The organism is Microbacterium sp. AC145, from assembly GCF_979258505.1.
In genome coordinates, this window is sequence record NZ_OZ409859.1 from 3,079,405 (window position 1) to 3,104,743 (window position 25,339).

Annotated in this window: 22 protein-coding genes; 5 read left to right on the forward strand and 17 right to left on the reverse strand. The window is 68.0% G+C overall.

The features are described 5' to 3' along the window. Positions 1-40 precede the first annotated feature (40 nt). The 16 genes from ACZZZN_RS14770 to ACZZZN_RS14845 form a co-directional block, all read right to left on the reverse strand. Positions 41-2,065 (reverse strand): NHL repeat-containing protein, encoded by a 2,025-nt coding sequence (locus ACZZZN_RS14770; protein ID WP_463505897.1) that lies wholly within the window; start codon positions 2,063-2,065, stop codon positions 41-43. A gap of 44 nt (positions 2,066-2,109) precedes the next feature. After that, positions 2,110-3,117, reverse strand: coding sequence for a hydroxyacid dehydrogenase (locus ACZZZN_RS14775; protein WP_463505898.1), 1,008 nt, complete (start codon positions 3,115-3,117; stop codon positions 2,110-2,112). After that, complete coding sequence (locus ACZZZN_RS14780) at positions 3,114-4,025, reverse strand: carbohydrate ABC transporter permease (RefSeq protein WP_463505899.1); 912 nt, start codon at positions 4,023-4,025, stop codon at positions 3,114-3,116. Before ACZZZN_RS14780 ends, ACZZZN_RS14775 begins: the two co-directional genes overlap by 4 nt. Then, a complete protein-coding gene (locus ACZZZN_RS14785) occupies positions 4,022-4,963 on the reverse strand; it encodes a carbohydrate ABC transporter permease (protein ID WP_463505900.1) in 942 nt (313 codons plus the stop codon). Before ACZZZN_RS14785 ends, ACZZZN_RS14780 begins: the two co-directional genes overlap by 4 nt. 66 nt (positions 4,964-5,029) lie before the next feature. Then, complete coding sequence (locus tag ACZZZN_RS14790) at positions 5,030-5,851, reverse strand: extracellular solute-binding protein (RefSeq protein WP_463505901.1); 822 nt, start codon at positions 5,849-5,851, stop codon at positions 5,030-5,032. Next, positions 5,808-6,326, reverse strand: a complete 519-nt coding sequence (locus tag ACZZZN_RS14795; protein ID WP_463505902.1) for an ABC transporter substrate-binding protein — start codon at positions 6,324-6,326, stop codon at positions 5,808-5,810. The genes ACZZZN_RS14790 and ACZZZN_RS14795 overlap by 44 nt, the downstream gene beginning before the upstream one ends. A 100-nt stretch (positions 6,327-6,426) precedes the next feature. Continuing rightward, positions 6,427-7,518 (reverse strand): LacI family DNA-binding transcriptional regulator, encoded by a 1,092-nt coding sequence (locus ACZZZN_RS14800; RefSeq protein WP_463505903.1) that lies wholly within the window; start codon positions 7,516-7,518, stop codon positions 6,427-6,429. An 83-nt stretch (positions 7,519-7,601) separates the two neighbouring features. After that, entirely contained in the window at positions 7,602-9,062 is a 1,461-nt protein-coding gene (locus ACZZZN_RS14805) for a lipase maturation factor family protein (protein WP_463505904.1), read from the reverse strand. A gap of 89 nt (positions 9,063-9,151) precedes the next feature. Then, positions 9,152-11,437 carry a GEVED domain-containing protein gene (locus ACZZZN_RS14810; RefSeq protein ID WP_463505905.1) on the reverse strand — a complete coding sequence of 762 codons (2,286 nt, stop codon included), beginning with the start codon at positions 11,435-11,437 and terminating at the stop codon, positions 9,152-9,154. Between the two features lie 341 nt (positions 11,438-11,778). Then, positions 11,779-12,684 (reverse strand): glycine betaine ABC transporter substrate-binding protein, encoded by a 906-nt coding sequence (locus tag ACZZZN_RS14815; protein ID WP_463505906.1) that lies wholly within the window; start codon positions 12,682-12,684, stop codon positions 11,779-11,781. A 53-nt stretch (positions 12,685-12,737) separates the two neighbouring features. Continuing rightward, positions 12,738-13,721, reverse strand: a complete 984-nt coding sequence (locus tag ACZZZN_RS14820) for an ABC transporter permease (RefSeq protein ID WP_463505907.1) — start codon at positions 13,719-13,721, stop codon at positions 12,738-12,740. Next, positions 13,721-15,052 (reverse strand): quaternary amine ABC transporter ATP-binding protein, encoded by a 1,332-nt coding sequence (locus tag ACZZZN_RS14825; protein WP_463505908.1) that lies wholly within the window; start codon positions 15,050-15,052, stop codon positions 13,721-13,723. Before ACZZZN_RS14825 ends, ACZZZN_RS14820 begins: the two co-directional genes overlap by 1 nt. Positions 15,053-15,439: 387 nt before the next feature. Then, positions 15,440-16,420: a hypothetical protein gene (locus ACZZZN_RS14830; RefSeq protein WP_463505909.1), complete on the reverse strand. Its 981-nt coding sequence runs from the start codon at positions 16,418-16,420 to the stop codon at positions 15,440-15,442. Next, positions 16,417-17,220 carry a signal peptidase I gene (locus tag ACZZZN_RS14835; protein WP_463505910.1) on the reverse strand — a complete coding sequence of 268 codons (804 nt, stop codon included), beginning with the start codon at positions 17,218-17,220 and terminating at the stop codon, positions 16,417-16,419. Before ACZZZN_RS14835 ends, ACZZZN_RS14830 begins: the two co-directional genes overlap by 4 nt. A gap of 58 nt (positions 17,221-17,278) precedes the next feature. After that, complete coding sequence (locus ACZZZN_RS14840; protein WP_463505911.1) at positions 17,279-18,091, reverse strand: alternate-type signal peptide domain-containing protein; 813 nt, start codon at positions 18,089-18,091, stop codon at positions 17,279-17,281. A gap of 354 nt (positions 18,092-18,445) precedes the next feature. Beyond that, a complete protein-coding gene (locus tag ACZZZN_RS14845; protein WP_463505912.1) occupies positions 18,446-19,630 on the reverse strand; it encodes a class I SAM-dependent methyltransferase in 1,185 nt (394 codons plus the stop codon). Positions 19,631-19,956: 326 nt separating this feature from the next. Between ACZZZN_RS14845 and ACZZZN_RS14850 the strand changes: the two genes are divergently transcribed. The 4 genes from ACZZZN_RS14850 to ACZZZN_RS14865 all read left to right on the forward strand — a co-directional run bounded on the left by ACZZZN_RS14850 (position 19,957) and on the right by ACZZZN_RS14865 (position 23,252). Further along, the gene (locus tag ACZZZN_RS14850) at positions 19,957-20,355 is read left to right on the forward strand and encodes a GntR family transcriptional regulator (RefSeq protein ID WP_463505913.1); all 399 of its coding nucleotides are present in this window, start codon (positions 19,957-19,959) and stop codon (positions 20,353-20,355) included. Next, positions 20,352-21,269, forward strand: coding sequence for an ABC transporter ATP-binding protein (locus ACZZZN_RS14855; RefSeq protein ID WP_463505914.1), 918 nt, complete (start codon positions 20,352-20,354; stop codon positions 21,267-21,269). The genes ACZZZN_RS14850 and ACZZZN_RS14855 overlap by 4 nt, the downstream gene beginning before the upstream one ends. Continuing rightward, a complete protein-coding gene (locus tag ACZZZN_RS14860) occupies positions 21,269-21,955 on the forward strand; it encodes a hypothetical protein (RefSeq protein WP_463505915.1) in 687 nt (228 codons plus the stop codon). The genes ACZZZN_RS14855 and ACZZZN_RS14860 overlap by 1 nt, the downstream gene beginning before the upstream one ends. 157 nt (positions 21,956-22,112) lie before the next feature. Then, positions 22,113-23,252, forward strand: coding sequence for an FUSC family protein (locus tag ACZZZN_RS14865; protein WP_463505916.1), 1,140 nt, complete (start codon positions 22,113-22,115; stop codon positions 23,250-23,252). Positions 23,253-23,270: 18 nt separating this feature from the next. On the opposite strand, the gene ACZZZN_RS14870 is transcribed toward ACZZZN_RS14865, so the two are convergent. Then, on the reverse strand, positions 23,271-23,852 hold the full coding sequence (locus ACZZZN_RS14870) for a helix-turn-helix domain-containing protein (protein ID WP_463505917.1): 582 nt from the start codon (positions 23,850-23,852) through the stop codon (positions 23,271-23,273). Between the two features lie 75 nt (positions 23,853-23,927). Between ACZZZN_RS14870 and ACZZZN_RS14875 the strand changes: the two genes are divergently transcribed. Beyond that, on the forward strand, positions 23,928-25,331 hold the full coding sequence (locus ACZZZN_RS14875) for an MFS transporter (protein WP_463505918.1): 1,404 nt from the start codon (positions 23,928-23,930) through the stop codon (positions 25,329-25,331). Positions 25,332-25,339 lie beyond the last annotated feature (8 nt).

The window sequence follows — 25,339 nt, forward strand, 5'->3', positions numbered from 1 at the left end:
CGACAGGCGGGGTGGCGGATCCTCGCCCCGCGCGACCGCCTCAGTGCCGCGGTCGATCGTCGACCTTCACCAGAGTCCGCCCACGCAGGGTGTACACGGCACCGTCTTCGTCGACGTTGAGGTGCGGACCGCTGTACCACCCGCCGTCGATGCCCGGCACGACCGTCGTCACCTCGAAGGTGCGAGGGTGGATGCGGAACAGGTTCGTGTCGGACACCCCGTAGATCACCCCTCGGGCCGCCTTCATCGCTGCGAAGCCGGGCACGAGTGCGGCGAGGTCACCCGTGTGCACGACCTCTCGGCGCGGCCGGTCGATCACCACCAGCGCACCCTTGATCGTGAGCGCGAACAGGTATCGTCCGTGCGCGGCGAGGGCGGCGATTCCGTTCGGCTTCGCCGTCTCGACCCGCCACAGCTCGCGATGCGCCACCGGATCCCAGGCCACGATCGTCCCACGGGGCCCGGTCTTCTGCGCATTGTCACCTCCGAGGTACGCGACCCCGTCGACCGCGACGACCGCACGCACCAGCTGCACATCGTCGATCGGGTTGATCGCATGGGTGCTGGCGCCCGTCCGAGGATCGAAGGTCCACAGCGAGCCACCACCCTCGGTGTCGGCCTGCGCGGCCACGAGCAGCATGCGATTGCAGTCGTCCCAGTGGGTGTCGAGCGGCCGGTTCTGCGCCGAAGGGAAGGATGCCACGCGACGGATCGGCTCTCCCGAGCGAGGGTCGTATGCCCAGATGCCCTGCGAGTTGTACTGCCCGGTGTAGAGCACGCCGCCGATCACCTCGGCGTCCTTCGCCTCCCCGGGCGCGCGGAGGTTGACGGCACCGCCGCGCTGCAGATCGTGGCGGGCGATGCCCCCGTTGCCGCCGACATAGGCGAAGCCTGCACCGACCGCGATACCCATGCAGGTCTGCGCGCTCACGGGCGCCCCGGCCTTGCCGAGGTCGTACTCGCCTCGTACCGCACCGGCGGCGTCGAGCGAGGCGACGAATCCGTAGCCCGAGACCACGACCAGTCCGTCATCCTGAGCGTCGAGCCCCCAGATCTCACCGAGGTCGATCGGCACCGGCAGCTGCTGCACGGCATCCTCGCCCGGAGTCCACCGCACCACACCGGCGTCGTTCGCGCAGAAGACACCATCGCCCACCACGGCGAAGTTCTTCGCCGTCGTGCCGATCGACGTCACCACGCGGTATGACCCGTGATCGGCGAGCGAGATCTCGGCCAGCTTCGACGGCTCGGTCGACCCCGCGGACGACACGAGCAGCCGGTCGCCGGCGACCGTGAGCTCGCGGATGCTGGGGTCGTTCACCATCTCGACGGGAGTGATGTCGGAGAACGTCGCTGACGCACGATCGAAGGCGTAGAGCGCCGCCCTGCTGGTGCCCGCTCCGCCGCCGAGCGTGCTGCCGGCACCGAAGAACACCGCCTGATCGGTGGCCGCCACGGCGCGCGCGAGGGTCGCCTTCGCGTCGGGCACGCCGAGACTCGTGATCGCGCCGGATGCAGGGTCGTACTGCCACAGCGCGGGTGCGCTCGACCCACCGCCGCCGACGGCGAACACCGTGCCGTCGGGCGAGACGGCGAGGTCGCGCACGTCGCGGTCTCCGATGCGCCCGATCGCCACCGCGGGTGAGGCGAGGTCGGTCAGGTCCCAGCGATACAGGTTGTTCGCACTCGCAGCCTTCTGCAGGATGCCGGCATAGAGCACCTTGCGCACGGGATCCACCGCGAGAGCCTGGATGCTGTGGCCGGTCGCGAGCGTGGTCGAGTGCGTGACCGTGGCCGATGCGACATCGAAGGCGAGGATGCCGGTCGGCTCGAGGTTGCGGGATCCGATGTAGCAGACTCCGTCGAGCAGCACCCCGCTCATCAGCGAGTACTGCATGATGCCCGGGCCGATCTCGGTGATCGTGGTGCCCGTGCGTCCGGCCGGGAAGAGCTGAGGTGCGGCACTCGCCGATTGCGCCGACCCGACGCCGGCCGCAGCCGCGAGCAGCCCGCCGGCACCGGCGCGGAGGACGGTTCGTCTGGTCATCTTCATCGGTTCGGACATGGTGTCTCCGTGCTTCGTCGTCGAATGGTGGGGAGGACGTCAGGTCAGGCGGTGATGGCGAGCAGTTCGGGCTCGACCTCGTGTGCGAGAGGCTCGCCTCGCGCGATCCTGCGCAGCTCGTCGAGCATCACTGCCGACAGCCGCTCGAGCTCGACTCCGTACGACCCGGCGATGTGCGGGGTGAGCAGTGCATGCTCAGACGTGTAGAGCGGATGATCCGGTTCGAGGATCCACGGCACGGTGACATCGAGGATCGCGAACAGCTCCCCGGCGAGCACCCGTCTCGTCAGGGCGTCCTGATCGACGATCTCTCCGCGCGCGGTGTTCACGAGGGTCGCGCCGTGCGGCATCGAGGCGATACCCGCGGCATCCACCAGATCGATCGTCGAGGGCAGCGACGGCGCATGCACCGAGACGACGCGGCTGGTGCGCAGCAGTTCGTCGAGAGCGATCGAGGCGACACCCATCGCCGCCGCATCGGCATCGGACAGATACGGGTCGTAGACCACGACCTCGAACGAGTAGGCCCGAAGCATGTCGATGACGATCCGGCCGATCTTCGACGCACCGATGATGCCGACGCGCTGACCGTAGTTGCCCAGCCCGGGGAACGCGGCCTCGATGTCGAACTCGTCCTGCACCCGGCGGTAGCGGCGCGCGAGTGGAAGCACCTGCTTGCCCGCGAGCACGATCATCGCGACGGCGTACTCGGCCACGGGCACGCCATTGGCTGCGGCGGCCGAACTGACCCGCACACCGCGCTCGAGCACCTCGGGGTCGAGGTAGGGCTTCACGGTGCCCGCCGCGTGCAGCACCGCCTCGAGGCGGGGTGCGGCATCGAGCACCGCCGTGTCGATGCGCGGCGCTCCCCAGCCGGTCACGAGGACTTCGACCCGCGCGAGCACGGCGCGGGCATGGGCGGAGTCGTACTCGGTGAGGATGCCGGCCACCTCGGCGACGTCGGCGTACTCGCGCATCACCCGCTCGGGAAACACGCGACCTCGCACGGAATCGGTCATCGCGAACGCGATCACCGGACGCCGCCCGCTCATTTGACGCTCCCCGCCGAGAGGCCGGATCGCCAGAACCGCTGCAGCATCACGAACGCGATGATCAGAGGGATCACCGAGACGAACGACCCGGCGATCACGAGCGTCGAGAACTCGGGGTTCTGCTGCACCTGGCTCTGCCAGAGCGCGATGCCGACGCTGGAGGGGAACAGGTCGCGGTTCTGCAGCATGATCAGGGGGAGCATGAAGTTGTTCCAGATCGCCACGAACTGGAAGAGCGCGATCGTGACGAATCCGGGAACCAGCATCGGCAGCCCGACCTGCAGGAAGCTGCGGATGGGACCGGCACCGTCGACTCGGGCCGCTTCGAGGGTCTCGGCGGGCAGGTAGCCCGACGAGAAGACGCGTGCGAGGTAGACGCTGAAGGGGTTGCACAGCGTCGGGATGAGCACCGCCCAGATCGTGTTGGTGAGTCCGAGCGACGCCGCGAGCAGGTACAGCGGGATGACGGTGGCGGTGTTCGGGATCAGAACTCCCACGAGCACCGAGGCGTACAGCCCCCGCTTGCCGCGGAACTCGAACTTGTCGAACGCGTACCCGGCCATCAGCGACACGAACCCGCCGACGACGGCTCCGATCCCCGCATAGAGGATGCTGTTCGCCAGCCACCGGAGGAAGATCCCGTCGTCCTGCGCGAGCAGCCGCTGCAGGTTGGCGATGAGGTCGGTGCCGAAGGCGAAGGCGTTGCCCGAGTAGAGCTCTCCCGCATCCTTCGTCGCCGCGAACACCAGCCAGAGCAGCGGCAGCACCATATAGGCGGAGCCGAGCACCAGCAGTCCGTTGACGCCGACCTTCGCGGCCGTGCGGCGGGAGGATCGTGGTGAGCGCGAGCGCACCGGCTTCACGGGGGCGGACGTCTGGGACGTCGGGCGATCGATCACGGCGGTCATCGCGTCGGCTCCTTCGAGGTGAATCGGGTGACGACCCACGACAGCAGGCCGGCGAGCAGGGCGAGGATGATCGAGGCGGCGGCCGCCTGAGGCAGGTTGTTGCGGTTGAACGCCGCGTCATAGGCCCACATGTTCGGCACCCAGGTGCTGGTCACGGCGGTCGTCGCGGAAGACAGGATCTTCGGCTCGGTGAACAGCTGCAGCGAGCCGATCACGGTGAAGAGCAGTGCGACGCCGAGGGCCGGCCAGACGAGGGGCGTCTTGATCGACAGCGCGGTGCGGATCTCTCCCGCACCGTCGACCTTCGCTGCTTCGAGGATCTCGCGCGGCACGGCCTGAAGAGCGGTGAACAGGATGATGACGTTGTACCCCGCCCACTCCCACACCGCGATGTTGACCATCGAGGGGAGCACGAGCTGCACCGAGAGGAAGTCGATCCCGATGCCACCGGATTCCAGCGCCTTGACGATCGGGCTGACGCCGGGAGTGTAGAGGTATGCCCAGATCAGCGCGGCGATCACGCCCGGCACCGCGTGCGGCAGGAACAGCAGCAGCTGGAAGGTCCGCTTGGCGAGGGCGACCGCGGAGTCGAGCAGCAGGGCGAGCACGAGAGCGACCACGAGCAGCGTCGGCACGTAGAGCAGGCAGTAGATGGCCAGCCGCCCGAAGCCGTCGGTGAAGGTGCTGTCACTCAGCACCTCGACGTAGTTGCCGAGTCCGACGAACTCGACCGTCGCCCCGCCGAACCCGAGTCCGCTGCGCCGCTCGGCGAAGAGGCTCATTCCGATCGCGTAGATCACGGGGGCGATCATCGTCAGGGCGAACAGCACGAAGAAGGGGATGAGGAAGACGGATGCCGTGCGTCCGCCCGTTCCCGGAATCGTCTTCGCTCTGGTGCGTCGCGTGCGTCTCGGCGCTGCAGGTGCCTGGGTCGTCATGGTCTGTGTCCTTCGATCCGAACCGCCGGGCGGAGGCATCCGCGCATCCGCCCGACGATGCATCGGCTATTCCTTGATGTCGAGTCCGAGCTTCTCGAGCCCGCTGACCGTGGTCTTCTGGGTCGATGTCAGCGCATCGCTCAGCGTGGGGGACGCCGTGACGGAGTCCTTGAGGGCGGTGGCCGTGAGGTCGTACTTCGGTCCCCACGCCCATGCGCCCAGGTTCGCGGACGCCTCATCGAACACGTCGTAGATGTCGTTCGCGTAGTAGTCGGTGGGGGCGACGGATGCCGCGACGTCGTTGAGTCCCGGGTAGGCCAGATAGGCGGTTCCCACGGCGCCTCGAGCCTCGATCGCCTCGGGAGATGTGACGAGCCATTCGAGGAAGACGGCAGCGGCGGCGGCGTTGTCGGAGTTCTCGGGGATGGCGAAGCTCGTTCCGCCGCTCAGCGCACCGCTGGGCTCGCCGTCCCACGACGGCGGGGCCGCGGCGATCCACTTGCCCTCCTGCCCCGACGCCTCGGTGCGGGTCTTGAGCGCAGAGGCGCTCCACGATCCGCCGACCCAGGCGTTGACGACTCCGCTGTTCAGATCGGCAGTCCACTCGTCGCTGAACCCGAGCTGCTTCTTGACCAGACCCTCGTCGATCAGGCGCTGCCAGTAGTCGGCGACCTCCTGCGACTCCTCGTCGTCGACCGCGACCTTCCAACTGTCGTCTTCGACGCTGAACCACTCGGCTCCCGCCTGCCACGACATCGGCGCGAGCTGCGGCTCGTTCGTGAAGAAGCTCGTGAGGTAGGCGTCGGGGTTGACGGCCTTGACGGCCCGTGCGGCCTCTTCGAACTCATCCCACGTCGTGGGCACCTCGACGCCCGCCGCCTCGAGCACGTCCTGCCGATACCAGAATGACCATCGGCGGCGCGTCGTACGGAAGGGCATAGGCCGCGTCGCCGAACGAGACGAGGCTGCGCACCTGCTCGTCGTACTCGTCCAGCACGTCGCCCGAGACCAGGTCGTCGACGGGTGCGAGCTGCTCGGCCGCCACGAATCCGGGGAGCCGGTCGTACTCGATGCCGACCACATCCGGGCCGCTGCCCGACTCGATGGCCGCGGAGAGCTTGGTGTAGCCGCCGTTCGCACCGTTCGGGATCTCCTCGAAGTTCACCGTGATGTCGTCCTGACTCGCGTTGAACGCGGCGGCGACATCGGACATGCCGCTGAGGAACGACCAGAAGGTGACCTCGCCCTTCGGCGTATCGGTCTGCACCGGTTCGGCGGCAGGACCACCGGCGGCGCATCCTGCGACGAGGGCGGAGGTGGCGGCGAGAGCCACCACGGAGAGGGAAGTTCGACGCAGGGACATCGCGGGTTCTCCTTTGAATCGTTGACCGTGCGTGTTCGATCATTCGTCACGCGGCACGATTCACCAACCGAAGAGACCGATTTACAACAAAACCTAACAATTAGTGGGCGCGAACGGTCGACTCGCGCGTCACCAGCGCCGGAAGCAACGCCATGCGCACGGGAGTGTGAGCCGCCCTCGGCGCCTGCTTGAGACGGTCGACACACAGACGCAACGCCGCATGACCGAGCTCGTGCTTCGGGGGTGCGACGGCGGTGAGCGGAACCGTCGCGAAGGCGGCGACCTCGTCGTCGTATGCCACGACGGCGAAGTCCTCCGGCACCCGCAATCCCCGCTCGAGCACCAGATCGAGGAAGGCCATTGCGTCGGCATCCCCGAGCAGGATCGCGGCCGTGATCCCCTGCGCGAGGCAGTCGTCGAGGAGGGCGCGCAGTTCGACGATGTTCGCGTTGTCGCCGAGCTGCGGGTGCGAGAGATCTCGCCGCAGTGCCCGCGCTGCGCCCGGATCGAGAGCGCCCATCGCGCGTCGGAACCCGGCGTCGAGTCCTGCCACCGTCGCTGCGGGGCGCGCCGCGAGCGCGATGCCGAGATGCCCCTGCTCGGCGAGATGGCGCACTGCGACCTCGGCGCCATGCGCATGGTCGGTGCGGACCCACTCGAGCCTGCCGGCGAGCGGGTCGTCGACCGACCTCTCGACCATCACCACGGGAAGGGCCACCTCGGACAGCAGCCGCTGCAATGCGGATTCCTGCGCGAGAGTGTCCTGCGGGGTGATCATCAGAGCATCCACCCCACTCGCGATGAGTCGTTCCGCCTGACGCAGCTCCTCCTGCTCGGAGTAGTTCGAGGCGCCGACGACGAGTCGGCAGTTGGATTCGTGCGCCGCCTGGCTCGCCCCGCGGATCACCTCGGGAAAGTAGTACTGCGTGGTCGGGACGATCATGCCGATCGTCGCCACGGGCCGCGGTCGGACAGCACCCTGTTCGGCATCCCGGGACTGCTGCTGCGCCACTGCGGGAGAGATCGCCCCGCCATGCACCTTGACGAGCAGCCCGCGCTCCTCGAGGGTGACGAGGTCGCGCCACAGAGTCATGGTCGTCACGCCGAGGCGTGCGGCGAGAGCAGTGCTCGACAGGGAGCCGCGCATCTCGAGCTCGCGCAGGATCGCATCATGACGCGCTGCGGCGGGCATCGTACCTCCGACGGAAAGTTCGCGAATCTAACAGAACCCAACATAGCCGCGGCCGGGCTGGGGATAGCGGCGAGACCACACGCTCACCGCAGCCCGAGCGGACCGAGCACGATGCGCTGGCGCGTGCGCACCCAGATCACGCCGTCTTCTCGCCGCTCGGCACGGGTCGCGAAGCGGTAGCGGTACGACACCGCGCGCACCCACCGCGGCGGCTCTCCGTCGAACGGGTCGACCCGCAGCAGGGCGAGCGTCGGTGCATCCGCCTCGAGAAGTCGCAGCAGGAACATCGTGAACCAGTCGTCGAGCGAGCGCCCGAGCGGCAGGAACCACATCAGCCAGTCGAGACGCAGGTGGTACGGCGCGAACTGGCGAGGGATGCGACGCACATCGCCGGGCTTGCCCTTGAACTCGTACTCCTGCCAGAGCAGACCGTCGTCATCCACCGACCCTTCGACCACGATCTCGACCCGCTCCTTCGTCACGGTGCCGAAGGCACCGTACGCGTTGGCGAGCTGCCAGCGGTTGAAGCTCGCGTTCATCGCCTGGCGCCCCGCGAAGAGGTTGCGCAGCGCCGGCCAGCTCACCACGAGATAGAGCATCCCCACCGCTGCAGTGATCACGAACCAGTACAGCGGGATGCCGGGCCAGGGCGCCGCGGAGGCTGTCGCACTCCCGATCTCTGGCACCCCGATCGCCGAGAACGCGATCACGATCGTGACCCAGTTCAGCCAGGCGAAGTTGCCCGTGGCGATGAGCCACACCTGCGTCGCGATCATGATCACCGCAGCCATCGCTCCGACGATCTGCGGGATCGTTCCCGGCATCCACACCGACAGGATCGGCGCGAACACGAAGAACGGCACCACGAGCTGCGCGAAATGATTGCCGATGACCTCGCCCCGGTGCACCCACCGAGGCAGCAGATGCGCCTGACGACTGAGCGGCCCTGGCATCGGCTGCGTCTCGTGGTGATAGGTCAGGGCCGTGAGGTCGCGCCACTCCGGTCCGCCACGGATCTTGATCATCCCGGCGCCGAACTCCACCCGGAACAGCAGCCACCAGAACAGCACGATCACGACGGTCGGCGGCGGTTGGTCGTTCGAGCCGAGGAATGCGGCGAGGAACCCGGCTTCGAGCAGCAGCATCTCCCACCCGAACGAGTAGAACGTCTGCCCGATGCTGACGACCGACATGTAGCCGAGCCACAACGCCAGGAAGCACAGCATCGGCACCCACGGCGGCCCCCACTGCGGAATGCCGAGAACGAGCGCGGCCGAGAGGGCGATGCCCGCTCCGCACAACACCGCGAGTCGCCTGTCCGAATACCGGATGCGGAGGAACAGCGTCGGATGCAGCATCCGCCGTCGTTCCTTCTTCTCGGCGATCCAGTCGAGCACTACCGGGGCAGGAAGGAGCCCGCGCTCTCCGAGGAGTGGGCGGAACTGATTCAGCGTCGAGATGAACGCGACGAGGTACAGCGCCGCGACGCCCCGCTGCAGGACGTCGCGGGCGAACCCGAAGTCGACCGCCGCGAACCCGTCCACCGCGACAGGCTACGCCCGGGCCGGGTCGTCCGCGGAGGGGGTTGCGCCACGCGACTCTGCGCTCCCGGAGCAGAATCAAACCACGGGGGTCAACTGACCTTCACCGCTGCGTGTTCTTCGGAACACCGACTCCGCCGCGCGCGACGCGCCTCGATGAGGGCCGCCCCCGCAAGCGCGAGCCCGATCAGCATGCCACCAGCGAGAGTGAACCCCTGCGACCCGGATCCTCCGGTGGCAGGAAGCACGAAGGCGGGCACATCGCGCACCGAGATCATGTTCGCTGCCACGCTGACCTGCGGGCTCGACTGGTCGGTCGCGATCGTGACCTCACCGGTCGCGGACACCACGATCTTCACGGGCGCGGCGAGCAGGGTGAACCCCTCCGGCGCCTTCGTCTCCTCGAGCCAGTAGGTGCCGGGGCGCACACCGTCGGCGGTGAACGTGCCGAGCTCGGTGCCGGCGATCAGGCCGGGGGCCACCGGAACGCCGGGGCTCCCCGCCACATCGGTGAGAAGCCGGAATCCGGATCCGTCCATCCGCACCCAGTCGCCGTTCGTGTCTTCGCCGAGCTTCTCGACGACGATCGACACCAGGATGTCGCGAGTGGTCGCGTTGGCCGGATCGGTGTCGGTGACCCGCGCACCGCCGGATGACGGCTGTCCCGATGCGGTCGCGGTGTTCGTGTGCAGCGTCGCACCGGTCGCCGGAGCCGGGTAGGTCGCAGTGAAGACGACCTGCTCGCCCGGATCGAGGATGCCGTCCCAGACGCCGACGGCGACGATCGCTGCCGCACCGATCACGTTGTCCGCGAGCTGCACCCCCGTCAGTGGCACGTTGCCGGTGTTGGTTACTCGGAACTCGAACGTCAACGGCGATCCGGCATCCACGAGCACACCGGGCGCCGTGTTCGCATCGTCGCCGTTCACGAGCTTGACGACCTCGATCGCCGGCGTCGCCGCAGCGACGGTCAGGATGTAGTCCTCGACTTCGCCGGACTGGGCGATGCCCCGGGGATCCGCGACCTCGGATGCCGTGAAGGCCGTGCGCAGTCGCATGTACGTGTCGCCCACCACCGCTGCGCCGGGCACGGTCCAGGTCAGAGTCGCCGAGGTCGCGCCCGCGGCGAACGCCGCCTGCACCCGCTCGGCGGCATCGAAGATCCCGTTCCTGTTGAAGTCGATCCACCCGGCGACCGTTCCGGGCAGCGTCGTGCCCGTGAGCGGTACGGAGAGCGAGTACGGCGTCGACCTGAGCGCGCTCGGCGCGCGCACCCCGTTGCCGATCGCATCGTCCGCGTCGAGGGATGCGGTGGCGCTCGAGTGCGGCGAGAGCGTGGGCTTCGCCGTTGCATCGGCATCCGACGTGATCCCCGCGCCGAGGTGCAGAGGACCCTGCACGTGCACGGCGGCCTGGGCCGCGTCGTAGCTGCTGGGCGCATCGCCCATGTCCTCATGCAGACGGATGGACATGCGGATCAGATCGCCGAGGCTGGTTCCGAGGTCGGCGGTGTTGTACCCGTTCGCCCATCCGTCGGCCGCGGGCGCCCGCTGGATGTGCGTACCGAGACTCAGAGTGACTGTCTGGAAGGTGCCCTTGAGGGCCACAGATCCGCATGCTGCGAGCGAGGTGCTCGTCATCGTGCGACCGTCGAGCTCAGCCGCATCGGGAAGCATCACGTTGCATCGCGAACTGCTCGTCTTCGACGCAGCGGTGAGAGTGGTGGCGGTCGTGCTGATGTTCTGCCCGCCGGCGATCGGGGAGAAGGTCACGCCGGGGGTGACGATCTCGAGCTGCATGGCGATCCACCCACCAGCCGTCCGGTCCCCGTCCGCGTTCGTCTTCATCGTGAATCCGTTGCCGGTGATGATGTTGCAGAAGGTGTCGGTGGTGTTCCGCTCCTCCGCGCACTGCGCGTAACCGCCGAGTCCCGAGATGTCGAGGATCGGGTCGGTGACCGCACGGCTGAAGGTCACCGTGAGGGTGCCGTTCTTGTTCACGCAGTATCCGGTGAAGTCGAGGCCGTCGCACATGCCGGCGAATGCCTCGAGGCCGACCGTCGGGGTGGTCGCCGGGTCGAGTCCGGGCGCGAACATGCCCGAGGTTGCGCCGTACGCCGAGTGCGGGGTGGTCGTCAGAAGCCGCACACCGGGGATTCCCGCCTTCGTGGTCGCGGGCGCGACGGCGAGAGTCGCGGTGACCCCGCCCCGATAGTTCATGGTCGCGGACGTCGCGGTGGCGGTGGTGCTCACCGCGTCCTCGATCGCCTGTGCCGGCTGCTGCGTCGTCGGGAGGCCGCCCGACAGCAGGACCACGCCGATCAGCGCGACCCCGAGGAGTGTTCGGACGCGACGTCGTCGCGGTGCTGCTGCAGTCATCTGGTCCTCGAATCGCGGGACACAGTCGCGGGAGCATCCGTGATCCGATGGCGGACCTGCGGGCGCAGCATTCAGCCCCGGCGAAGTGTGTAGGTCGGGAGCAGATGGTTCGACCCCCACTCACAAGACCGAGGCGAGGACCCTTCGTGACGCCGCATCGGCAGACCGCAGCGATAGATCGGTATCCAATCGCGGCAGCGGGAGCACCCCTCCGGCGGTCGTTGAGCGAGCCCGGCACAGCCGAGCGAGACGAAACGCGGCACCGATGCACGATCGGTACCGCGTTCCGTCTCAGTCGACTCCGTCGTCTTCGCTCGACGACCGATGGGGCTCAGGTCAGGTCAGCTGACGACCCAGTCGAAGTCGTCGCCGTGCTCCTCGAGCCATGCGTCGACGGCATCCGCTTCGTTGCCCTCGCCGTACTCGTTCACGACCATGTCTTCGAGCGAGCCGTACTGGGCGTCGTCGAGCTTGATCTGCTCGATCAGCTCGGCAGCCTCGGGGAACTCCTCGGCGAAGCCCTTGTGTCCGAGGAAGTGCAGTCCCTCGGCCTCGCCCATGGCGCCCTCGGGGTCTTCGAGGTCCTTCATGCCGAACGACTCGTTGGCCCAGAAGGGACGCCACAGCGTGACGACGAGGTCTTCCTGCGCGTCGGTCGCGGTCTTGAGCTCGGTGAGCATCGCCGCGGTCGACGAGGTCACGAGCTCGTATTCGCCCTCGAGGCCGTAGGCGGGGATCATCTTCTCGGTCTGAGCGGTCAGACCGGCACCCGGCTCGATGCCGATGATCTTGCCGTCGTAGTCCGCGCCCTTGCCCTTGAGGTCCTCGATGGAGTTGAGCTCGGAGTACTCGGGCACCGCGATCGTGAGCTTGGCGTTCTCGTAGTACGCGCCGAGGTCTTCGATGTCGTCGCCGTAGGTCTCCATGTACTCGGCGTGCGTCAGCTCGGGCCAGGCCGACGGGTACATGTCGACGTCACCCTGCGCGAGGCCGGTGTACAGCGGGCCCGCCTCGGTCAGCGTCTTCATCTCGACCGTGTAGCCGATCTTCTCGAGCTGGTCCTGCAGCAGGTACGCGGTGCTGAGTCCGTCGGTCCACGAGGGCAGGAAGCCGAGCGTGATGGTGCCCTTATCCTCCGAGCCGCCGTCACCGCCGCCCGTGCCGCCGGCACCGTCTCCGCTGCAGCCCGCGAGGGCGAGGGATGCGGTGATGCCGAATGCTGTGATTGCGAGGAACTTCTTCTTCATGTGTATCTCTCCTGGTTCCGTATACGGGATGTTTCGTACTGTGTGTGATCGCGTCAGCCGACGCCGCCGACTGGAGCGCGATGCGGTGATGCCGTGAGGCGGTTCGCCTCGTCCGCCGCATCCGTGTCGCCCGAGGAGGCCGAGCCTGACCCCTCGTCGCGAGCGCGGTTGCGACGTCGCTCGAGCATCCCGATGAGCGACGAGTGGTTCTCGCCCGGGGTGCCGAGAGCTGCGGTGACCCTGTCGAGGAAGACGGCGATGAGCACGACGCCCAGCCCGGCTTCCACGCCCTTGGGGATGTTGATGGTCGAGATGGCCTCGACGACCATCTTTCCGAGGCCGTCAGCGCCCGCCATCCCGGCGATGACCGCCATCGACAGCGCGAGCATGATGACCTGGTTGACGCCGGCCATGATGGTTGGCGTGGCGAGCGGCAGCTGGATGCCGCGCAGGATCTGCCCCGGCTTCGCTCCGAACGCGTGACCGGCTTCGACGGTCTCGGAATCGACACCGCGGATGCCGAGCTCGGTGAGTCGCACACCCGGAGGCAGCGCGAAGATCACCGTGGCGACGAGTCCGGGAACCACGCCGATGCCGAAGAACACGATGGCGGGGATCAGGTAGACGAACGCGGGCATCGTCTGCATGAAGTCGAGCACCGGCTTCAGCACCGCGCGCACCGTGGAGTTGCGCGCCGACCAGATGCCGAGCGGCACCGCGATCAGCACGGCGATCACGGCGGCGACGAGCACCAGGGCGAGCGTCTGCATCGCCGGCACCCAGAGGTCCATCCCGACGATCAGTCCGAACGACACGACCGTGCCGATCGCGAGCTGCCACGAGCGCACCGCCCAGGCGATCAATGCGGCGATCACGATGATGACGGCGAAGCTCGGTGCCAGCAGGATACTCGTGAGCCCCTCGACGAGGAAGCTCATCACGAACGAGATGACGTCGAGCAGGCCGTCGAGGTTGACCTTGACCCAGTCGACGACCGCTTCGATCCAGGTTCCGACGGGAATGCGGAAACCATCCATCAGCGCACCTCCTCGGTCGTGTGCGTTTCGTCTCGGGGCTGCGCTCCTCGCTCAACGACCGGGGAGTCGGCCGTCCATCCGTCATCGAGCACGGCATCGATCTCGGCCTGCGGCATCGGAAGAAGCGGCAGGGTGAGCTCGCCGGTCGCGCCGGGGCCGGGGCCCAGGGCTGCGAGCAGGGTGATGCGCGGGATCACTCCGGTCAGGCGTCCGTCGGCGTCGACCACGGCCAGCGGCAGCGGAGACTCGACCGACGGGATGAAGAGGTTCATCAGAACCTCGTCTTCGCTGACGCTCTGCGGCACCGGCTTGATGATCGACTCGAGCGTCGAGATGCCCTGGCGCACCAGCTTCACGGCATCCCGGTCGGTGACGATGCCGAGCAGCTTGCGGTCGCGACCCGTGACGTAGGTGGCCGACATGAACGCGTCGCGCATCTGGCGCAGCGCCGTGCGCGGGCCGGCCGTCTCGGCGACGACGGGACGCGGGCGCTCCATGACGTTCGCGGCGGTGAGCACGCGGGCACGGTCGACGTCCTGCACGAACTGCTCGACGTAGTCGTTGGCAGGGTCGGTCAGGATGTCTTCGGGCGTGCCGATCTGCACGATGCGGCCGTCGCGCATGACGGCGATGCGGTCGCCGAGGAACATGGCCTCATTGAGGTCGTGGGTGATGAAGACGATGGTCTTCTGCAGCTTCTCCTGCAGGTCGAGCAGCTGCTCCTGCATCTCGCGACGGATCAGCGGGTCGAGCGCGCTGAACGCCTCGTCCATGAGCAGGATGTCGGAGTCGGCGGCGAGCGCACGGGCGATGCCCACGCGCTGCTGCATACCGCCGGACAGTTCGGACGGCAGCTTGTCGGCCTGTCCGTCGAGACCCACGAGGGCGAGGATCTCGGCGGCCTTCTTCAGGCGCTCGTCCTTGCCGACGCCCTTCAGCTCGAGCGGGTAGGCGACGTTCGCGGCGACCGTGCGGTGCGGCAGCAGTGCGAAGTGCTGGAACACCATCGAGATGCGATCGCGGCGGATCTCGCGCAGGCGTCCGGCCGGGATGCCGGTGATCGGGTCGCCGTTCACGATGACGGATCCGTCGGTCGCGTCGTGCAGCCCGTTGAGCATGCGGATGATGGTCGACTTGCCGGAGCCGGAGAGCCCCATGATCACGAAGATCTCACCACGATTGACGGTGAAACTGGCGTCGATGACGGCGGCGGTTCCGGCGTCGCTGACCGCGGATCTGCTCTCACCGGCCTTCAGTCGACGGACGGCACTGCTCGGATTCTTCCCGAACACCTTGTACAGATTGCGCGCTTCTAGAGCGATTTCGGACACGTTTCCCCTGCGGCTCGCCTTCGGGTGGCGAGCCTGCTTCGGTTACGCCCGGGTGATCCTCCCGGCCGTTTCGACGTGGTGCTGTGGCGGCGCGGACGGCGGATTTCGGATCCACCGCGATAGAGCATCGACCGTACGTCCACGCCTCTTCGCAGCACAGCACATTCGAAAGAAGGACGTGGTCGCGGACTGGTCTTCGGGCCGTCAGGCCCACAGACCAACGTAACGAAATGGCCGGTCAGGGGCAAATCCACGATCCCGAGCACCGTTCAGTTTCTTCGGCTGACCGGGGGATTGCGCGGGTTTCGGACGCGATCGCGAGGCGGTGTCGTGCGGGCGTTTCGGGGGCCGGGATCACCGGCGCTGCGTCCCCCGACCGCGTTGTTCCTATGCCGAAAGCACCAGGCCGGGGCGAACGGGTGACGGAGCGCATCCGAGGCAGAGTGTCGCGCGTTCGCCGGCTGCCGTGCGCCGAGCCACCCAGGCCACGCCTCGGCCGATCACGTCATCGCATTCGTCGCATCGGCGACGGCGGGCAGCGAGCAGGAGCAGGCCCGCGGCAGCGATTCCGAGTGCGAGAGCGACGAGCATCGCGGTGATGGCCGCGTCCGTGCCAGTCTCCGCAAGAATCGGAGGGGTCGTGCTCGTGTCACCCTCGAGCTGCACCTCCACATCGAAACGCAGGTCGGTCGACTCGGCGTTCGCGTTCATCTCCGTGGCCAGGGCCATCGGAACGTCGAATCCGACGGTGACCGGAACATCGGCGCCGCGCGGAACCTGCACCTGCACGAGTTCGGGACGCCCGTCGTCGAGAGCGAGCAGATCGGAGAACGGTGCAGATCCGGTCACACCGGCGATGTCCCAGAAGAGCGTGACGTGGTCGCCGAGTTCCGGGTTGGCGGCCAGCGCCGGCACGGTCTCTGCCAGCACGAGCCCGACGGCCATGACACCGTCGGAGGGGCCGTCGTTGCGAACGCTGAGGGTTCGCGAGACATGATCGCCGGGCGAGATCACACGCTCACCCACGAAACTCGCCTCGGCCGTCGCGTATTCGGAGCCTCGCCAATCGAGATGAACCGTGTGCCCATCCCACCGACCGGAGACCAGGTCTGCCTCTGTGGCGGTGGTCGAGGTGACGCCCGCGTCGCCCGTGGCGTAGGTCTTGGCCCCCGTGGCCCCGCTCGGGGCTTCCTCAGACGGGCTGCGAGTCCCGAAGATGGTGGCACTTGCCGGGGCCATGGAGAACACCAGTGAGACGAGGATGGCGAGCACGACGGCGATGGCGCCGAGGATTCGTGCGCCGCGTGCGAGCCGCGAAGGCTGCTTCAGGGAGTAGCTGTCGCCGGAGGCATCGATATAGGCACTCATGAGTGTTCCTCCCGCGGAGACGGTGTGGCTGTTGCAGTGGAGTGAAATTGTTGTTCCATGAGAGCGACCTCGCGCTCGCGGAGGGAGAGCTCTCGCTCGCGCAGGTCGAGCTCTCGCAGTCGGAGCGAGGCGTCACCGCTGGACACTCTGTCGTCATCGGCGGAGGGCGAGACGGTGTCGGGAGCGACCGGCGCTCCGGCGATGGTGCGGATCCGCGTTCGTGGGCGTGCCCGATCGAGCGCGTAGATCCCCACTGCCAAGAGAGCGAAGATCGAGAACACGAGGATCTTGTTGTCCTCGACCCAGCTGCGTGCCCACCCCACGGCGGGGATGCCGTACAGGAACACACCGCGTACCTGCTCGGGCGAGACCGGCTCATCCGGCGCCGAGTTCGCGTCGCCCTGCAGGATGAGTCGGCAGGACGTGCCGTCGTCGTAGTCGCCCACGGTCTTGGCGATGACGCGGTGGGTGATGAGCGCGGGGTCGTTCGGGGTGGGGTGGTAGGTCACGATGTCGCCGATCGAGACGTCTGTGCAGACATCCTCCTCCGCGATCCCTCGCACTGCGACGACGTCGCCGGGTGAGAGGCCGGGCTCCATCGAGCCGGTGAGCACGGTGAGACTGTCTCCCCCGAGGATGCGCGGGATGAGGAACAGGGTCGCGACGACGACGATGATGACGCCGACGGCGATCGCCCCGACGAAGGCGCCGAGTGCCTGCCAGAGAGAGCCGGGCACCCGCGCCAGACGGATCCCTGCACCCTGCCGGGTCCGCGTGGATCTGATTCGGTTGCGAGGCACTTTCTTCTCCTTGTTGTGGGGCACCCGCTCACGCGGGTGCCCCGGTGCTCGGACGTGCTCAGTTGAACTGCGAGCCGGTGTCGCGGACCTGGTCGAGCTGCAGCTTCAGCTCAGCCAGGGTGTCGACGGTCAGGGCGTCCTCACGGGTGCCCGTGGCTGCCTCGGTCTGGTCCGAGTAGCTGCCGTCTGCAGCGACCGTCGCCTTGCCGGCGTCACCGGCGGTGCTGTCGAACGTGCCGTAGAGCACCACGGTGACGTCCTCGGACGTGTCGGTCATCTGGAAGACGGTCGACCCCGCGACGTCACCCGCGGTGGCGGCCATGGCGACGCCGTCGTCGACGCCGTCGGCCTGACCCGTGGCCGGCGCCGACAGGTAGAACAGGCTGCTGTCGGCGGGGACCGCGGTCTCGGAGACGAGCAGCGTGCCCTTGTTGTAGACCTCGTAGGACCAGGTCATGGATGCGTTGCCGTCGATCATGGCGTCGAGGCCGGCGACCGAGAGCTTGCCGACGAGGTTGTCGCCCTCGAGCGTGACGTCTGCCGAGAACGCGGCAGCGACCTTGTCACCCGGGACGGCGCGCCAGGACGCGTCGTCGATCAGGTGGCCGAGCTGCGTGCCGTCGGTGCCCACGAGGGTCTCGGTGGCGTCAGCACGGTCAGCGGACACGTCGTAGAACGAGGTGTCGGCCGTCTGAACGAGGTTGAGGTCACCCGCGGTGATGTCGCCACCCGCGAAGGTGTCGTTGGCGCTCCAGAGGGCGAACGTCGACCCTCCCGAGAGAAGAGCGACGGCTCCGAGGCCGATCCAGACCAGTCCCCGGCGACGCGTGCGCTCCTCGGTGACAACGATCGTTGATGCGTGGTTGTCCATGTTTCTCTTTCTGCGTGTAGCCCCACTGCGAGGACTGGTTCGACCGAGGCCAGGTGGCCGTCGGGGCTTGCACCGAACGCTGTCACTGCGCAGCTGCGCGGCGATGTCCAGGAGTGGCCGATGCTCCTATGACACCTCCGAAGAGCAGGGGGCCCACGCGGTTCGGGCGATACCCAGTGGTGCGCACGCGGAAGTTGCGTATTCGTGCGGGGAACCGTGCGCGTACTGCCGCTCGAGAGGCGGCCGACGATCACCATCAGAGTCGCCGATGACGTGGCCGGACTCGACGGGCTTCCACGCGAAGTGAGTACCGGTGGCCCCGCCGTCCATGTCCGCCGCAGCGAACGTGGGTGGTCAGCGACGGATGCTGCGCGTCACCGTGAACTTCGACGTGCGCTCGAGCTGCTCGGTGGCCCCGATGAGGCGGGTGAGTTCGGCGCGATATCCGAGCGACGAGTTGAAGACCGTGAACAGCTCGCCGCCGGGGCGGAGGATGCGGGCGGCGGCCTCGAACAGGCGTGTCGCGGCGCCGGTGTGCACGCTGCTGCCGAGGTGGAACGGCGGGTTGAGCAGCACGACGTCCACGCTCCCATCGGCGAGTTCTGAGCCGGCATCGTCGTGTATGACGGCGACCCGGTCTGCGACACCGTTGGCCGCCATGGTGGCGCGGGCAGAGGCGACGGCCGAAGCCGATCTGTCAGTCGCGATGACCTGGAGATCGGGGTGCGCGAGGGCGTACGACGCGGCGAGCGCGCCTGTTCCGCAGCCCAGATCGACGGCGAGCGGGGTCGGGCTCGGCGCCTCCCCTCCCGCGGATGATCGACCTTCGCTGGATCCCTGAACCCCGCTGGGTCCCTGAACCCCGCTGGGTCCCTGAGCCTGTCGAAGGGCCTCGAGCAGAACCCGCGTGCCGATGTCGAGCTTCGCCCCGGCGAACGCGCCGCCGTGAGCGACCAGAGTCAGGCCTCCGTGCACCACCGAGGTCGGAAAAGGCGGCGTGACCGGTACTTCTCTCGGCTCTGACGATACGATCAGCCGCGACTTCCGTTCGGCCCGCTGCGCCTGCACGTGGCCGAAACTGCGTCCGAGCACATCGTTCTGCGCGATGGTCATATGCTTCACGCGGCCACCGGCGACGAGCACGACATCCGGGGCGGCCCAGCGCGCCACGGCATCCGCGATCTCCTCGAGTTCAGCAAGCGCCTTGGGCAGCTGCAGCAGCACGAGCCGTGCACCGTCGAGCAGGGTCGCATCGAGCTCGTGCGGCGTGAAGCCCGACAGTGCGAGCTCGTCGGCGTTGCGCGCGAGAGCCCGACGCCCGGTCGCGAGGTCCTGATGCACGCGGATGCCGTCGACGCCGGCATCCGTCAGCGCGAGCGTGATCGCGCCGTACTCATCCCCGATCACCGCGATCTCGGGCCCCTCGATCCCCAGCGCCAGAGCGCGCTCGACGAGCAGCAGGTCGGTCGCGTCGTAGGCCTGCAGGTTGTCTGCCTCGACGTCGGGCCAGCGGCGCAAGCGGCTGAAGGGGAAGTCCACGGGTCCAGCCTACGAGCGCCACGAGGGGCGTACCGCCGGTCGCCCTCCCGGGTCTCCGGACCGAGCGAGCCGAGCAGGCCGAGCGGGGTCAGAAGAGCACGCACTCCCCTGCGGGGCCAATAACGCACCGGATACACGGCTTTCGGATGCGGAACTGGCCCCGCCCCGACACGAACCGACTTCCGGATGCGAAATCGACCCCGCCCGCGTCCGCACCCCCGCCCACAGCAGCAGCAGCAGCAGCAGCAGCACAGAGACGGTTGACACAATCCGGGTTCAGTGGTTACCTAGTCGAGTAACTAACCCACCAACCACGCGGAGGACTCGTGATCGACGAAGGCAAGCCGCTCTTCCTCCAGATCGCCGAGCAGATCGAGGACTCGATCATCGACGGCTCCCTCGAGGAGGAGTCTCAGGCCCCGTCGACGAACGAACTCGCCGGTTTCTACCGGATCAACCCCGCGACCGCAGCGAAGGGAGTCGCCATGCTCACCGACAAGGGAGTGCTGTACAAGCGCCGCGGCATCGGCATGTTCGTCGCCGCCGGAGCGCGGGACATCGTCGTCGGCGAGCGGCGCGCCGCCTTCGCCGACCGCTACATCGATCCACTCCTCGCCGAGGCCCGCACGCTGGGGCTCGGCGCCGAAGACCTCGCCACGCTGCTGCGTGAACGCGCAGCGCAGGCAACCCAGACAGAGAACACAGAAGGGACGACCCCCGCATGACCGCCGTCATCGAGGTCCAGAACCTCACCAAGCACTACAAGGAGAAGAACGCGCTCGACGACGTGTCGCTCACCCTCGAAGGCGGAGCGATCTACGGACTCCTCGGCCGGAACGGCGCCGGCAAGACGACGCTCATGTCGATCCTGACCGCGCAGAACTTCGAGTCATCCGGAACCGTGCGCGTCTTCGGCGAGCACCCCTACGAGAACACGCGGGTCCTCAATCGCACCTGCTTCGTGCGCGAGAGCCAGAAGTACCCGGATGACGCATACCCGCGTCACGCGTTCAAGGCCGCGAGCCTGTTCTTCCACAACTGGAACCAGGAGCTCGCCGACGAACTCATCGAGCAGTTCCAGCTGCCGATGAAACAGACCATCAAGAAGCTCTCCCGCGGTCAGCTCTCGGCGGTCGGGGTCATCATCGGGCTCGCCTCGCGCGCCGAGCTGACCTTCTTCGACGAGCCCTACCTGGGTCTCGACGCGGTCGCCCGCCAGATCTTCTACGACCGTCTGCTCGAGGACTACGCCGAGCATCCGCGCACCATCGTCCTCTCGTCGCACCTGATCGATGAGGTCTCGAACCTCATCGAGAAGGTCATCGTGATCGACAACGGCAAGATCCTCCTCAACGAAGACACGGATGCCGTGCGCGACCGCGCCGTCACCGTGGTCGGCGATGCCGCCAAGGTCGACGCGTGGGCCTCCGGCCGGGAGGTCCTGCACCGCGAGGCGCTCGGCCGTGTGGCATCCGTCACCGTGCTCGGGCACCTCTCTTCCTCCGAGCGTGCCGAGGTCACGGCATCCGGTCTCGATCTCGCGCCCGTCTCGCTGCAGCAGCTGATCGTCCGGCTCACGCAGCGCGCAGAGACGGAATCAACCACCAGAGCCTCGTCCACGAAAGAGGAGGTGCGCTGATGCGACGCACACTCAACGTCATCCGCCTGCAGTTGATCAATCGCCAGACGTTCATCTGGGTGCCGCTGATCATCCTCGGCTCGGCGGTCGTGCTCTCGGTGCTGATCTACGCGATGATCCCCGTCGACACCCCGAAGTACGGCGGTGGCGGTCAGGCACCGCTCTGGTACTTCTTCGCCATCGGCATCTCGGCCATGACGCTCACCTTCCCGTTCTCGCAGGCGATGAGCATCACCCGGCGCGACTTCTTCTTCGGCACGCTGCTCACGGCGATCCTCGGCAGCGTGTTCATGGGAGTGGTGTTCCTGATCGGCGGCGCCATCGAGACGCTGACCAACGGATACGGCGTCAACGGCTACGTGTTCTACCTGCCGTGGCTGTGGGAGGCGGGTCCGCTCGGGGCGTTCATCGTCTACTTCACCCTCGCCCTGTTCCTGTTCGTCGTCGGCTTCACCGGTGCGACGATCTACAAGAGCTGGGGGCCGACCGTGCTCACCATCGTCGGTGTGGGCCTCGCGCTGATCCTCGTCGGCCTCGCGTTCCTCGCGACCCGGCTCGAGCTGTGGGACGAGGTGTGGAGGGGCATCCTCGACGCGGGGGCTGTGGGCCTCGCACTGTGGGGACTCGTCGCCACAGTGGTGCTTTCCGGAGTCTCGTTCCTGGCGTTCCGCCGGGCGATCCCCTGACACATTGACGCACGTCCGACGCCGGTCGCTCCCCACGGGGCGGCCGGCGTCGTCGTGTACCCGCGCTACCTGCCGCGAGCGCAGGATGCAACCCGGTGCGAGCACGCACCCGCACCGGATAGCGTCACCCTTCAGGGGAGGTCTACGAAGGGATGCCGTGAGCACCATCACCACGCGACTCCGAGCGCGCCGCTCGGGGGCCGCACTCGAGATCCGCGAAGCCCTGCATCCGGCCCGCCTGCTGCTCGTGGCGAAGACCACGGTGGCCGTGGGCCTCGCCTGGACGATCGCCCCGCACATGCCGGGCATCACACAGGAATACCCCTACTACGCCCCGCTCGGCGCGCTCGTGAGCATGTACCCCACGCTCATGGGGTCGCTGCGTTCGGGCCTGCAGACTCTGCTCGGCCTTGCCACAGGCATCGGCCTGGCCCTGCTCGTCGTGATGACCGTGGGCCCGACGTGGTGGACGATCCCCGCCGTGGTCGGGGTGGGCATGCTCATCTCCGGCACGGGATGGTTCGGCGCCGCCCGCGAGTACGTGCCGGTCGCCGCGCTGTTCGTGCTGATCATCGGCGGCCAGAACGCCGACGATTACTCCCTCGGCTACCTCGTGCAGATGGCGGTCGGCGTGATCATCGGACTCGTGGTCAACGTGGTGATCGCGCCCGCTCCGCTCACTCTGGCCGCGACAGCCAAGGTCGACGCATTCCGCGAGCAGCTGAGCACGCACCTGCACGACATCGGCTCTGCCGTGTCGGAGTCCTGGCCGCCCGAGCACGAGAAGTGGGCGGACGACGCGGCATCTCTCGCCGACACGACCTCGGAACTGCGCACCGCGCTGACAGAGGCCGACGACAGCCGGCGCGGCAACGTGAGGGCCCGCGGTCTGCGCGGGGACACCCGGCATGTGCACGCCGAGCTGGCGGCGCTCGACCGCATCGCGCACCTGATCCGAGACATCTCCGACGAGGTGGCCGACACGATCTGGGATCGACCGGGCGCGTTGGAGCTCGACGCCGCGCTGCCCGAGCCGCTGTCGGCCGCCTGCCACGCCGTGGCCGAGGTGATCGCCCAGCAGGAGCCTCTGTCGCCGGCCGACCATCGCATCAGGGCCGAGGCGGCGCGCGCCATCCGGATGCTGCTCGAGACGGTCGATCACCGCACCCTCGACGTGCGTCGATCGATGGGCCCCGGCGTGCTCGCGGCGATGCAGCTGCGCCGCATCCTGATCCTCAGCGGGCATCGGGCACCCGACGACGACGATCCCGATACCTCCGATCCCGCCACGGACTGACCCCCGCCGGGGGAACCGTCAGATCGTGTCGTCGGCGGCCAGCACATCGATCTGCCAGGGGCGCCCTGCGGGGTCGGCCTTGTCGTGGGCCTCCGCCGCCTCGGTGAAGACCTCCTGCACGCGGGTCATCACTGCCTCGAACTCCGCCTCCGTGAGCCTGACCATGCGCTGCGAGAACGCGGCGTGCACCTCGGCGGTGCGGCCCGAGACATACTCGGGAGTCCAGGCGATCACTCGGGCCATCATCTCCTGATGGTCGTCGGCGAGCGAGCGGACCATCGCCGTGCCGAGCACCTCGTCGGGCACCGGATGCTTGGGACCGCCGACGCTCATCGATCCCGGGCGCGACTTCCAGACCCGATCGCGCCGGTCGCGTGCATGCTCCGGGGCCTCTTCGATCAGCCCGGCGTCGGCGAGCACGCGCAGGTGGAAGCTCGCACTGTTGGCGGCGACGCCGAGGTCGGCGGCGACGTCGGCGGCACGCAGATGCTCGCGGCGGGAGAACAGGCGCATCATCTGACGGCGCAGCGGATGCGCGTATGCCTTCAGCATCGCCGACGTCATCCAGACCTGATCGGTCTCTTTCTTCGGCTCGCTCATACCGCGAGTGTATCCGCACCTGAAGTTGCGCAATAACTATTGCGCAACTTCTCTTGCGGAACTACTGTGGTGGACATGACGACTGCGACCGCTCCCCACCGACTGTGGCGGAACGCCCGATACCTGACGTGGCTCGTGAGCGACACGAGCAAGGGCCTCGCCGCCGCGCTGTTCGCCTTCGCCATCCCGTTGCTCGCCCTGATCGTCACGAACGACCCCGCGCAGGCCGGCATCATCGGCGGCGCGGGCATGGTCGCCCGCCTCGTGCTCACACTCGCCGGCGGCATCCTCGCCGATCGCCATCGACGCATCCTCCTGATGCTGATCGGCTCACTCATCGGCATCCTCTTCTCCGGCGCCTTCACGGTGCTGGCCCTCGCCGACGCCCTGACTTTCGGCACGCTGCTCGCAGCCAACGTGCTGCTGTCCGCGCGCAGCGGCCTGTTCGACGTCGCCGGCGAGAGCGCCCTGAAAGAACTCGTTCCCGATGACGCGATGGGTCGAGCTCAGGCGGCCAATCAGGCCCGGGATGCCGCGCTTCAGCTCGCCGGCGGGCCACTGGGTGGGCTGCTGCTCGGTGCCGGCGGGTGGCTCGTGGGCGTCGCGATGACCGTGTGCCACGCGGTGTCCGCCGTCGCGGCCTGGATGCTGCGTGCGGCCCCGCACCGGCCAGCTGCCTGGTCATCGGAAAACGGAGACGATGCGATCACCGCAGGGCGTGTCGCATACGGACCCGCCGTCGACGCGCGTGAGGGTCTGGGTTTTCCCACAGAACCGAGCGCGGATTCCGCCGCCGCGGCCGTCGCTGTGAAGACCAGCGCCTGGGCCGAGCTTCGCGAGGGCTTCTCCTGGCTGCTCTCGCGGCCCGACCTGGGCGGCGTGCTGCTGATCATCACGATCATCAACCTCGGTTTCAATGCGGCGATCACCACGACGATCTACGCCCTGCAGCAGGCCGGATACTCCGAGCTCCTCATCGGATCACTGGGTGCAGCGGTCGGGGCCGTGATGCTGGTGGGCGCGGTCATCGCGCCACTCCTCGTGCCCCGCATCCGCGCCGGCGTTCTCGCGATCGGCGGGCTGTCGGTGGCCGCGCTCGGCGCAGCGATGCTCGCGACCGTGACCGAGCCCTGGGCGATCGTCGCGGTGCTCGGCGCATCGGTGCTTCTGCTGCCTGCCCTGAACGCCGGACTGATGGGCTATTTCATGGTCGCCACGCCGACCGAGCTGCTGGGTCGGGCGAACAGTGCGGCCGGGGTGCTCGGCATGGGGGCGATGCCTCTCGCGCCGCTGATCGCCGGCTTCGGACTCACCTGGATCGGTCGAGAGTGGACGATCCTCGGATGCGCGGCGCTCTGCGTGATCGCCGTCGTGCTCGCACTGAGTAACCGCGCGCTGCGCGCCCTGCCGGTCGAGGCGCAGTGGGCCGAGCACGCGAAGCAGTATGAGATCGCCTCAGCCGGCGACGCTCACCGCTGACCGCATCC

What these genes read in the sequence shown, in the direction of transcription:
- ACZZZN_RS14770 (WP_463505897.1), bottom strand. Translation starts at nt 2,065, where the DNA reads ATGTCCGAACCGATGAAGATGACCAGACGAACCGTCCTCCGCGCCGGT.
- ACZZZN_RS14820 (WP_463505907.1), bottom strand. Translation starts at nt 13,721, where the DNA reads ATGGATGGTTTCCGCATTCCCGTCGGAACCTGGATCGAAGCGGTCGTC.
- ACZZZN_RS14800 (WP_463505903.1), bottom strand. Translation starts at nt 7,518, where the DNA reads ATGCCCGCCGCAGCGCGTCATGATGCGATCCTGCGCGAGCTCGAGATG.
- ACZZZN_RS14815 (WP_463505906.1), bottom strand. Translation starts at nt 12,684, where the DNA reads ATGAAGAAGAAGTTCCTCGCAATCACAGCATTCGGCATCACCGCATCC.
- ACZZZN_RS14870 (WP_463505917.1), bottom strand. Translation starts at nt 23,852, where the DNA reads ATGAGCGAGCCGAAGAAAGAGACCGATCAGGTCTGGATGACGTCGGCG.
- ACZZZN_RS14840 (WP_463505911.1), bottom strand. Translation starts at nt 18,091, where the DNA reads ATGGACAACCACGCATCAACGATCGTTGTCACCGAGGAGCGCACGCGT.
- ACZZZN_RS14810 (WP_463505905.1), bottom strand. Translation starts at nt 11,437, where the DNA reads ATGACTGCAGCAGCACCGCGACGACGTCGCGTCCGAACACTCCTCGGG.
- ACZZZN_RS14785 (WP_463505900.1), bottom strand. Translation starts at nt 4,963, where the DNA reads ATGACGACCCAGGCACCTGCAGCGCCGAGACGCACGCGACGCACCAGA.
- ACZZZN_RS14775 (WP_463505898.1), bottom strand. Translation starts at nt 3,117, where the DNA reads ATGAGCGGGCGGCGTCCGGTGATCGCGTTCGCGATGACCGATTCCGTG.
- ACZZZN_RS14780 (WP_463505899.1), bottom strand. Translation starts at nt 4,025, where the DNA reads ATGACCGCCGTGATCGATCGCCCGACGTCCCAGACGTCCGCCCCCGTG.
- ACZZZN_RS14855 (WP_463505914.1), top strand. Translation starts at nt 20,352, where the DNA reads ATGACCGCCGTCATCGAGGTCCAGAACCTCACCAAGCACTACAAGGAG.
- ACZZZN_RS14860 (WP_463505915.1), top strand. Translation starts at nt 21,269, where the DNA reads ATGCGACGCACACTCAACGTCATCCGCCTGCAGTTGATCAATCGCCAG.
- ACZZZN_RS14875 (WP_463505918.1), top strand. Translation starts at nt 23,928, where the DNA reads ATGACGACTGCGACCGCTCCCCACCGACTGTGGCGGAACGCCCGATAC.
- ACZZZN_RS14830 (WP_463505909.1), bottom strand. Translation starts at nt 16,420, where the DNA reads ATGAGTGCCTATATCGATGCCTCCGGCGACAGCTACTCCCTGAAGCAG.
- ACZZZN_RS14795 (WP_463505902.1), bottom strand. Translation starts at nt 6,326, where the DNA reads ATGTCCCTGCGTCGAACTTCCCTCTCCGTGGTGGCTCTCGCCGCCACC.